Here is a 9934-nt window from a genome sequence, read left to right as displayed (position 1 = left end):
ACTCAGATTCAGCTATTGGTGGTTTAGGTATTTTATCTGAAGTTAATCAGAACACCACTAATAGCGTAGGTAGAATACGTAGACTCCTCGAAAATACAAACCAATTTTCTTCGTGCGATGTATCGCTACCGAAGCCTTCCTTGTCCTATGGGAACAGCGCGAGCCGAAGATCCACTTGGTAAAGTGGGTTTCTTTACCAAGTTAGCTGAGGCCGTGCCCATGGAAAGCGAAGTATTCTACCGAAGCGATGGTATAGCACTCAACTGAAATCTGGAAATTGAGAAACAGACATAAAGTTACGTCGGAGTTTATGTTTATTGTGATAAAACAACAAGCTTTTAGAAAACAGCCTTACATAAAAAAGAAGGCCATCCCTTAAGATGACCATCTAGTAGTAGCTTTAAGCATACATTGCTTCAATTTTTTCTTGAAGTTCTTTATCTGCAATATATTCGTCATAACTCATTTCCTTGTCGATGATCCCATTAGGGGTGATCTCGATTAAGCGGTTTGCAATACTATTGACAAACTGTTGGTCATGAGAAGTGAATAAAATCGAACCTTTAAAATTAATTAAGCCATTGTTTAATGACGTAATCGATTCTAAGTCTAAGTGGTTCGTTGGTTCATCAAATAAGAGCACATTTGCACTACTTAACATCATTTTGGAAAGCATGCAACGTACTCGCTCCCCACCTGAAAGGACATCTGCCTTCTTAAGTGCTTGTTCGCCAGAGAATAACATTCTGCCTAAAAATCCACGTAAGAATGTTTCTGTTTCGTCTTCTGGTGAATACTGACGTAACCAATCAACCAATGTTAAATTGCCATTTTCAAAATACTTCGAGTTATCTTTAGGGAAATAAGATTGTGAAGTCGTTACTCCCCATGTATAGGTTCCTTCATCAGGTTCCATTTCGCCCATTAGTATTTGAAGTAAGGCAGTTTTCGCTGTCTCATTTCTTCCGACAAGAGCAACTTTATCATCTTTGTTCATCGTAAAGCTGACATTGTTTAGTACCTTTTCACCATCAATCGTTTTGGACAGACCTTCGACACGTAACAAGTCATTTCCAATTTCACGACCAGGGGTAAAGGCAACGTAAGGATACTTACGAGATGATGGTTTAATATCATCTAACGTAATATTATCCAACATTTTTTTCCGTGATGTTGCCTGCTTAGACTTCGAGGCATTGGCACTAAACCTGGCAACGAAATTTTGCAGTTCTTTGATCTTTTCTTCTTTTTTCTTATTTTGCTCTTTTGCCATTTTCAATGCTAATTGACTAGACTCATACCAGAAATCATAGTTCCCAACATAAATTTCAATTTTTCCATAGTCGACATCGGCAATATGGGTACATACTTTGTTTAAAAAGTGACGGTCGTGGGAAACAACGATTACCGTGTTTTCAAAATTGATTAAAAATTCCTCTAGCCATTGAATCGCATAAATGTCTAAGTGGTTGGTCGGCTCATCCAGTAGTAAAATATCAGGATTACCAAATAACGCTTGGGCAAGTAAAACTTTTACTTTTTCCGAACCAGTTAAATCAGCCATTTTCTTCGTGTGAAGCTCTTCGCCAATTCCTAGACCTTTTAAAAGAATGGCTGCATCAGATTCTGCTTCCCAACCATTCATTTCAGCAAATTCACCTTCTAATTCAGCAGCACGCATGCCGTCTTCTTCTGTGAATTCACCTTTCATATAAATGGCATCTTTTTCTTGCATGACATCATATAATTTTTGGTGTCCCATAATAACCGTTTTAAGTACTTCATATTCTTCGTACTCAAAGTGGTCCTGTTTTAACATCGCAAGGCGCTCATCTGGTCCAAGCGCAACATTTCCTGTTTGTGGCTCGATCTCTCCAGATAAGATTTTTAGAAAAGTTGATTTCCCTGCACCGTTGGCACCGATTAATCCATAACAATTGCCAGGAGTAAATTTAATGTTTACATCCTCAAATAACTTCTTGTCACCATATCGTAAACTAACATTCGTAGCTTGTAACATATATAAATTATTCCTCCAGAAAAAAACTAAAGTCAAGCTTAGCTTAAGCGATTTGGCCCAGTAAGTCAATGTTAGTGACTGTGCTATCTATAAAAATTTCATATAATTTGAGCAGTGAACAAAATTGGTCGCATAGTTATTGTTATAATAGGGAATTGTAAGTGTAGTTTACACGTACTCATTTCCTTCCGATTGGTTCACTTAAATGTTGTTTTTTAAATTTTTTTTTATTAAAAAATGCTGAGTTTATACCTATTTAATAAAACTTAAATAATTAGCATGGTATAGAATTTCGAAGTAATGCGGACGTTAAAAAAATAATGTATAATTTAAAAAGTGAAATTTTTTCAAGTAAGATTTTTGGATTTTATTAAGGAGGTATGGGTCTTTGTCTTTATTACATCTTGTCATTCTGGCCCCATTCATATTAGCCATATTTATCCCTTTATTTTTTAAATACGTAAAACAAGTACATACTGGTTGGTTTGTATTGGTTTTACCTACCATTTTGTTCATTTACCTCATTCAATTGATTCCAACTGTTTCAGGAGGAGAACCAATTGTAGAATCGTTAGCCTGGGTCCCATCATTAGGTATTAACTTTGATGTATATATTGATGGACTCGCACTATTATTTGCGTTGTTAATTACAGGTATTGGTGCACTGGTTGTGCTTTACTCGATTTATTATTTAACGAAAAAAGGGGAAGCGTTGCATAACTTCTATGTATATTTACTAATGTTCATGGGTGCGATGCTCGGGGTTGTTTTATCTGGAAACTTAATGGTCATTTATGTATTTTGGGAACTAACTAGTTTAGCTTCTTCCTTATTAATTGGCTACTGGCATCATCGTGAGAAATCCCGTTATGGTGCACAAAAATCCATGCTGATTACCGTTACTGGTGGATTTTCAATGTTAGCTTCCTTCTCACTGCTTTATGTGATGACAGGTAGTTTTAATATTCAAGAAATTATTGCACAGGCAGGCGATATTGCAACAAGCCCGTTATTTATACCAGCGATGTTACTAATCTTGCTTGGTGCATTTACGAAGTCGGCACAGTTTCCATTCCATATTTGGTTACCAGATGCAATGGAAGCACCTACTCCAGTTAGTGCTTATTTACACTCTGCAACGATGGTTAAAGCGGGGATTTATCTTGTAGCGCGAATGAGTCCTGTGTTTGCAGGTGCTTCGGAGTGGTTTTGGATTGTCTCGGTGTTTGGTATGTTCACCTTATTATGGGGATCATTCAATGCTGTAAGACAGACAGATTTAAAATCAATTCTTGCTTATTCGACGATTAGTCAACTCGGTATGATTATGAGTTTACTTGGATTAGGATCTGCTGCAGCTTTTTACAATTATGAAGAGGTTTATTTTACCGCAACCATTGCCGCAGTCTTCCATTTAATTAATCACTCGACCTTCAAGGGTAGTTTGTTTATGGTGGCAGGTATTGTTGACCATGAGACAGGAACGCGTGATATCCGTTATTTAGGTGGGTTAATGACGTTTATGCCGATCACGTTTACGTTATCCATTATTGGTGCGTTTTCGATGGCAGGGATTTATCCATTTAACGGATTCTTGAGTAAGGAGATGTTCCTTACAGGTGTGTTGAATACATTAATGATGACGGATTTTAACATGCAATCAATCGGTTTTCTATTCGTTGCAGTTGCATGGATTGCAAGTGTATTCACCTTTATTTATTCAATGATTATTGTCTTTAAAACATTTACTGGGAAATATCAACCAGAGAAATTGGACAAAAAGCCACATGAAGCACCAATTGGGATGCTGATTTCACCAATTATTTTAGCTTCATTAGTTATTTTGTTTGGTTTATTTCCAAACCAGTTTTTATCGTACACGTTGATTGAACCAGCTGTACAATCGATTTTACCTACAGCATTACCAGCAGGAGAACAGTTCTATGTCAATATTTATCCGTGGCATGGCTGGACACCTGAATTATGGTTGACCATCGGTGTTATTGTGGTCGGTACAATTATGTATTTAACCCTTACCAAATGGCAAAACATTTACAAGATCCTACGATTGCATAAGAAGGATCCGATTAACTATATCTATGATGGGTTCTTAGATAAGCTTGTAACAGGATCTCAGAAGATTACCTATATGCAAATGACAGGGCGTTTAAACAATTACCTTGCGTTTATGTCGGTTTTCTTAATCGCGATATTAGCTTATGGTTTAATCGAATTTGATGCATTTGCATTGGACACGTCTATTGTGGGTGATATTCCAATATACTTTTGGATCTTGGCTGTTGTGACAGTTGCAACGACAATCACAATGCCATTTATACAAAATCGAATTGCAGCGATTATTACTATTGGTGTGGTTGGTTATCTACTTGCTCTGTTTTTCGTGTTCTTTAAGGCGCCAGACCTTGCCTTAACACAGTTATTAGTAGAAACAGTAACAACGACATTGTTCTTGCTTTGTTTCTACCATTTGCCAGAGTTACGTAAAGAAAAGAGTAAACCAAGATTTAAAATCGCCAACTTGATCATTTCACTTGGAGTTGGAATAGGTGTCATGATTGTCGGAATCAGTTCCATTGCAATGAAAGCTGGAAGACCATTTGAATCCATTTCAGAGTACTTTAAAGAAAATGCTTATGAGTTAGCTGGCGGAAAAAATATGGTGAATGTTATACTAGTTGATTTCCGTGGTGTCGATACGATGTTGGAAATTCTCGTATTAGCAATAGCTGGTCTTGGGGTTTACAGTTTAATTAAGTTACGCATGAACGATGAAGGGGGGAGGTTAAAATGAAAAATAACGTATCATTACAGACAGTCACACGATTAACGGTTTTCATTGTTCTAGCCTTCTCCATCTATCTTCTACTAGCGGGGCACCATGCTCCCGGTGGTGGATTTATTGGCGGTTTAATGGCTGCATCTGCCATTGTCTTGCTGTATTTAAGCTTTGGAATGAAAAAAATATCGAAAGTATTTACCATCTCATATCCATATTTAATTGCAGTAGGCTTATTGCTAGCAATGGGTACCGGTTTTATTGGAGTGCTTGTTGGTGACCCATTTTTGACCCAATACTATGACTACTTTTACATTCCTTTTCTAGGTACTGTTGAATTAACAACGGCTTTAATTTTTGATATAGGAGTTTATTTTGTAGTCGTTGGGGTAGCGCTATTTAGCATTTTAACGATTGCGGAGGATGATGCCTAAGATGGAGATATTAATGGTTGTAGTTGTCGGCGTGATGTTTACGATCGCCACCTATATGGTTTTGACGAAAAGTTTACTAAGAGTCATTTTAGGAACTGTTTTATACTCACATGGAGCCCATTTGTTGATTTTAACAATGGGGGGGCTAGGAACTGGTGCTGCTCCCCTTTTGAGTACGGAAGGGCCGCATTCGGATCCATTGCCACAAGCACTAGTTTTGACGGCGATTGTTATTAGTTTTGGTGTGACTGCCTTTTTACTTGTGTTGGCGTACAGAACGTATAAACAGCACAAAACGGATGACTTAGATCAATTAAGGGGAAGTTCTGATGAGTAATTTACTTATTTTACCTATAATCCTGCCAATGTTGGTTGGTACAATTTTAATATTCTTTGCTAAGAACCACTCATTGCAACGAGTAATTGCTGGTATAACTGCTGTTTTGTTACTTATATTAGCTTTTTACCTTGCACATGAAGTGTATTATCACCCGCAACAAACGATGATCCTTGAATTAGGAAATTGGTCGCCGCCATTTGGAATCGTGTTAGTAGCGGATATGTTCGCCACGTTAATGGTGATTTTATCAAGTATCGTAGGGATGTTATGTTTATTCTTTGCTTTTAAAACGATTGAAACGGAACGAGCAAAGCACTATTTCTATCCTTTTTACTTCTTTTTATTAACTGGTGTGAATGGAGCATTTCTAACAGGTGATTTATTTAACTTGTTTGTATTCTTTGAGGTTATGCTTCTTTCCTCTTATGTGTTAATTGTAAATGGTGGGACAAACTATCAGTTAAGAGAATCGTTTAAGTATGTTGTTATTAATATGATTGCTTCTGCTTTCTTCCTTGTCGGTTTAGCTTATATATACGCTGTTACAGGTACATTAAATATGGCTGATTTAGCAGAGAAAGTTGGAGTTCTTGAACAACAAGGTGTTCTAAATGTTATTGCGATTGTATTCTTATTTGTATTCGGAGCAAAAGGTGCATTGTTTCCACTATATTTTTGGTTGCCGAATTCGTATTATGGACCGCCAGCAGCAGTTTCAGCATTGTTTGGGGGCCTATTAACGAAAGTAGGTATCTATGCAATCATCCGAACATTTACACTGATCTTCACGCATAACACTGGTTTTACACATGATATTATTCTTGCACTAGCGGGACTCACGATGTTCTTCGGTGTTTTAGGAGCGGTATCTCAATTTGATTTCAAACGTATTCTTTCCTACCACATTATTAGTCAGGTTGGTTATATGGTGATGGGCCTTGGAATTTACACACAATTAGCCCTGGCTGGTGCAATATACTATATTGCCCACCATATAATTGTGAAAGCAGCGTTATTCTTATTTGCCGGGGCAACAGAAAAAATAACCGGGGAAACAAGCCTTTATAAAATGGGAGGATTGCTAAGATCTCATCCATTGCTAGGTTGGCTATTCTTTATTTCTGCAATGTCATTAGCTGGGATTCCGCCATTAAGTGGGTTCTTTAGTAAATTTGCTTTGATCTTATCTGGTATTCAGGAAGAACGCTACGTGATTGTAGTTGTAAGTTTACTTGTCGGGTTACTTACTTTGTTCTCGATGATGAAAATCTTCATGTATGCGTTCTGGGGAGAACAAAAGATTCCTACAGAGAAAGTGGATAAGAAGGAGACAATGGGGCTATTAAAACCAATTATTCCATTAGTCATTCTTACGATTGCATTAGGTTTATCTGCAGAGCCTATTTTCCAATTTTCATTAGGTGTAGCAGATCAGATTATGGATCCGTCAAATTATATTGATTCCGTCCTGAACCAAGACTAATATAAAATAAGGATGAAGATGAATGACTGGTTGCTCAGTGAGGTTGTCTTCATCCCCAATTGATTGTTCGATCAATCAGTTGGGCATTTACTAGAGCAATGGTAAATGGAGCAATTTACGAACGTGTTATTCTGATATAGAAGGAGTAGTAGCTATGGCTTTGCAAATTTTATTAAATATTGGCTTAGCGTTAGTTTGGATGTTGTTAAACGACAGTTTCACCTTAGTTGATTTCATGATCGGGTATCTGATCGGGGTTGGGTTACTGTATGTGTTAAGACGATTCCTAGAGTTTGATTATTACTTTACAAGAGTAATTGCCATATTTAAATTAATTTACATCTTTATTAAAGAGATGATCTTAGCAAATTTAAAACTTGCTAAAATTGTTATCAGTCCCAAGATGGATATCAATCCCGGCATAATTGCTTATGAAACAAAGCTAGAGACGGATTGGCAAAAAACGTTATTAGCTTCGTTGATCGGATTAACTCCAGGGACACTTGTTACTGCATTTTCTGATGATGAAACAATCATGTATGTTCATCATGTTGATATTGAGGACAAACAAGAAGCAATTGATAGTATAAGGAACAATTTCGAAAAAACAATCTTGGAGGTGACCGATAATGTTTGAAGCTGCATTAATAGTCGCTTTAATTATTATGTCGGTTTCCGTATTTCTATGTTTCATTAGGGTCGTTATCGGTCCATCTGTATCGGACCGTGTTGTTGCCTTGGACTTAATTGGTATCCATTTAATCGGCATTGTTGGAATGCTAATGATTTTACATGAATCATTATATTATGTAGAGGTTGTGCTTGTATTAGGGATTTTAGCTTTTATTGGTACAATCGCCTTATCCAAGTTTATTGAGGGGGGCGTTGTCATTGATCGAGATCATCGTTAGTCTATTTATTCTTTTAGGTGCATTATTTATGCTATTAGGGTCTGTAGCGATCATTCGTCTTCCTGATACGTATACGCGTGTTAATGCAGCAACCAAGGCTTCCACATTAGGTGTAATTGGAACAATGGTAGCAGTATTTCTTTACTTCTTATTTGCCAAGGATATCTTAAGTGGCAAAATACTATTAACGATCATTTTTGTGTTTATGACAGCCCCGATCAGTGGACTTATGATAGCGAGGTCTGCTTTTCATAATGGCGTTCCATTTTGGGATAAGAATAAACATAATGACTTAAAAGTACATCTAGAGAAGAAACAGAAAGTCAATCAAAATAGTTAGTAAAAAAACACCCAAGGAGGCCTCTTTGGGTGTTTTTAGTATCTAGTAATGATCTGATGCATGCTCATGTTTTGCACCTTCAGCTGAACATAAAATGGTATCATCGTGTGGATGATCACTGTTTTCGAACTGAATGGTTACGTGGTTAATTCCTTTATGCTGCAATTGATGTTCAATACCTTTTAGTAATCGTTGGCTTTCTTTTATCGTGAGATTTTCATTAACGACTGCATGACAAGATAATGCATTTTGCCCACTCGTTATACTCCACACATGTAAATCATGAATATTTAAAATCTCTGGTACATCCTCAAAGGTAGAAATAATCTCCTCTACCTGAATGTTTTTCGGTGTGCCTTCCATTAATACATGTATCGCATCTTTAGTGACGCGCCATCCGCTTATCAAAACGAGTATGGCTACAATGATACTAGCCAAAGGATCAGCCCATCCCCAATTTAAGAACATGATTAGAAGGGCGGCAATAATAGCACCAACAGAGCCAAGCAAATCGCCTAACACGTGTAAAAATGCAGCTCTCAAGTTTAAGTTGTCCTCTGTATCGCCTCGTAACAATATCCAGGCTACGATAACGTTAACGAATAAACCAATAGTAGCGATCACAAGCATTCCTGTTGAAGCAACTTCTGGTGGCTCAATAAACCGATGGTATGCCTCATAAAAAATGTATAAAGAAATAAGTACAAGCGTGACACCATTAAATAAAGCAGCAAGAATTTCAAATCGTTTATATCCATAAGTTTTACTATAATTAGCCACTTTTTCACCTAAAATAAAAGCAACCAAACCAATGCCTAATGAAACGGAGTCACTTAACATATGACCAGCATCAGACAACAAGGCTAAACTATTCGTTAAAAAACCACCAATCGCTTCGATGATCATATAACCAGTTGTGATCATAAAGCTAATCATCAAGGCTTTTTTGTTTGTACTGTGTGTATGATCATGCCCGTGATCGTGTCCCATGACACACCCTCCTTTATCTAGCCTAGACAGGCAATAAGCCCAAGATTTGGCGTAACCGAAAAAATAAGTGGTAGATGAACCTCTCCATTGATGGGAAGTTTTTCTTTATTTCACTATATGAGTATATTATCATATATGTGAGATAGTAAAAATAAAACATACAAAAAGTTCTGTGAAAATAAAAATAAGGCTCTTTTCTAAAAGATTGTTCATGAACAAAAGCTGTATTATGTGACATAACTTCTAACTTCCTCTAAGGATGAGTGCTAATAGGACGCTACGGAAATACACTCCGCTTTCCACGGGCGGCTGATGAGCCTCCCTCTATAAAAGTTGATATATCAACGCTTGTAGCAGTTTTAAATTATTTTTCAAAATTTTTTCGAGTGACTTTTAGTACCAGGGTAAGTTAAGTGGAAAAATTTACCATCCAATAGATACGCTTCGCTAATGCTAATTGGAAGTAATTAGCATTTTTGAATATATGTGATGACATTGGATCTCTGCTGTACTTATGATGACTTACCCTCCCATGTCTCTTAGCGTCTAGCGCTCACATTCCTTCGTTCGGTCTATTCATAAGGCAGAGGCTGGCAGTGCTCCTCGAGAGACTCGTAGT

Annotated in this window: 9 protein-coding genes; 7 read left to right on the top strand and 2 right to left on the bottom strand. The window is 37.1% G+C overall.

Annotation, left to right across the window (positions count from 1 at the left end; genetic code table 11):
* Window positions 1-400: 400 nt before the first annotated feature.
* Window positions 401-2020, bottom strand: coding sequence for an ABC-F family ATP-binding cassette domain-containing protein (locus FCI53_RS20600; protein ID WP_138420872.1), 1620 nt, complete (start codon window positions 2018-2020; stop codon window positions 401-403).
* A 388-nt stretch (window positions 2021-2408) separates the two neighbouring features.
* Between FCI53_RS20600 and FCI53_RS20595 the strand changes: the two genes are divergently transcribed.
* The 7 genes from FCI53_RS20595 to mnhG all read left to right on the top strand — a co-directional run bounded on the left by FCI53_RS20595 (window position 2409) and on the right by mnhG (window position 8325).
* On the top strand, window positions 2409-4832 hold the full coding sequence (locus FCI53_RS20595; protein WP_138420871.1) for a Na+/H+ antiporter subunit A: 2424 nt from the start codon (window positions 2409-2411) through the stop codon (window positions 4830-4832).
* Complete coding sequence (locus tag FCI53_RS20590; RefSeq protein ID WP_138420870.1) at window positions 4829-5251, top strand: Na(+)/H(+) antiporter subunit B; 423 nt, start codon at window positions 4829-4831, stop codon at window positions 5249-5251. Before FCI53_RS20595 ends, FCI53_RS20590 begins: the two co-directional genes overlap by 4 nt.
* A 1-nt stretch (window position 5252) precedes the next feature.
* On the top strand, window positions 5253-5588 hold the full coding sequence (locus FCI53_RS20585; protein ID WP_138420869.1) for a Na(+)/H(+) antiporter subunit C: 336 nt from the start codon (window positions 5253-5255) through the stop codon (window positions 5586-5588).
* Window positions 5581-7074, top strand: a complete 1494-nt coding sequence (locus tag FCI53_RS20580) for a Na+/H+ antiporter subunit D (RefSeq protein ID WP_138420868.1) — start codon at window positions 5581-5583, stop codon at window positions 7072-7074. The genes FCI53_RS20585 and FCI53_RS20580 overlap by 8 nt, the downstream gene beginning before the upstream one ends.
* Window positions 7075-7228: 154 nt before the next feature.
* Complete coding sequence (locus tag FCI53_RS20575; protein ID WP_138420867.1) at window positions 7229-7711, top strand: Na+/H+ antiporter subunit E; 483 nt, start codon at window positions 7229-7231, stop codon at window positions 7709-7711.
* Window positions 7704-7985: a Na(+)/H(+) antiporter subunit F1 gene (locus tag FCI53_RS20570; RefSeq protein ID WP_138420866.1), complete on the top strand. Its 282-nt coding sequence runs from the start codon at window positions 7704-7706 to the stop codon at window positions 7983-7985. The genes FCI53_RS20575 and FCI53_RS20570 overlap by 8 nt, the downstream gene beginning before the upstream one ends.
* Window positions 7966-8325: a monovalent cation/H(+) antiporter subunit G gene (gene mnhG / locus FCI53_RS20565; protein ID WP_342774237.1), complete on the top strand. Its 360-nt coding sequence runs from the start codon at window positions 7966-7968 to the stop codon at window positions 8323-8325. The genes FCI53_RS20570 and mnhG overlap by 20 nt, the downstream gene beginning before the upstream one ends.
* A 42-nt stretch (window positions 8326-8367) precedes the next feature.
* On the opposite strand, the gene FCI53_RS20560 is transcribed toward mnhG, so the two are convergent.
* Window positions 8368-9315 (bottom strand): cation diffusion facilitator family transporter, encoded by a 948-nt coding sequence (locus FCI53_RS20560; RefSeq protein WP_138420864.1) that lies wholly within the window; start codon window positions 9313-9315, stop codon window positions 8368-8370.
* Window positions 9316-9934: the final 619 nt, after the last annotated feature.

It is taken from the genome of Aquibacillus sediminis (assembly GCF_005870085.1).
GTDB lineage: Bacteria > Bacillota > Bacilli > Bacillales > Amphibacillaceae > Aquibacillus_E > Aquibacillus_E sediminis.
Note: the sequence above shows the minus strand (reverse complement) of the source record. Positions and strands in the feature narration are given on the sequence as shown.

Coding starts and splice junctions, on each gene's coding strand:
- FCI53_RS20590 (WP_138420870.1), top strand. CDS start 4,829: ATGAAAAATAACGTATCATTACAGACAGTCACACGATTAACGGTTTTC.
- FCI53_RS20570 (WP_138420866.1), top strand. CDS start 7,704: ATGTTTGAAGCTGCATTAATAGTCGCTTTAATTATTATGTCGGTTTCC.
- FCI53_RS20580 (WP_138420868.1), top strand. CDS start 5,581: ATGAGTAATTTACTTATTTTACCTATAATCCTGCCAATGTTGGTTGGT.
- FCI53_RS20585 (WP_138420869.1), top strand. CDS start 5,253: ATGGAGATATTAATGGTTGTAGTTGTCGGCGTGATGTTTACGATCGCC.
- FCI53_RS20560 (WP_138420864.1), bottom strand. CDS start 9,315: ATGGGACACGATCACGGGCATGATCATACACACAGTACAAACAAAAAA.
- FCI53_RS20600 (WP_138420872.1), bottom strand. CDS start 2,020: ATGTTACAAGCTACGAATGTTAGTTTACGATATGGTGACAAGAAGTTA.
- FCI53_RS20575 (WP_138420867.1), top strand. CDS start 7,229: ATGGCTTTGCAAATTTTATTAAATATTGGCTTAGCGTTAGTTTGGATG.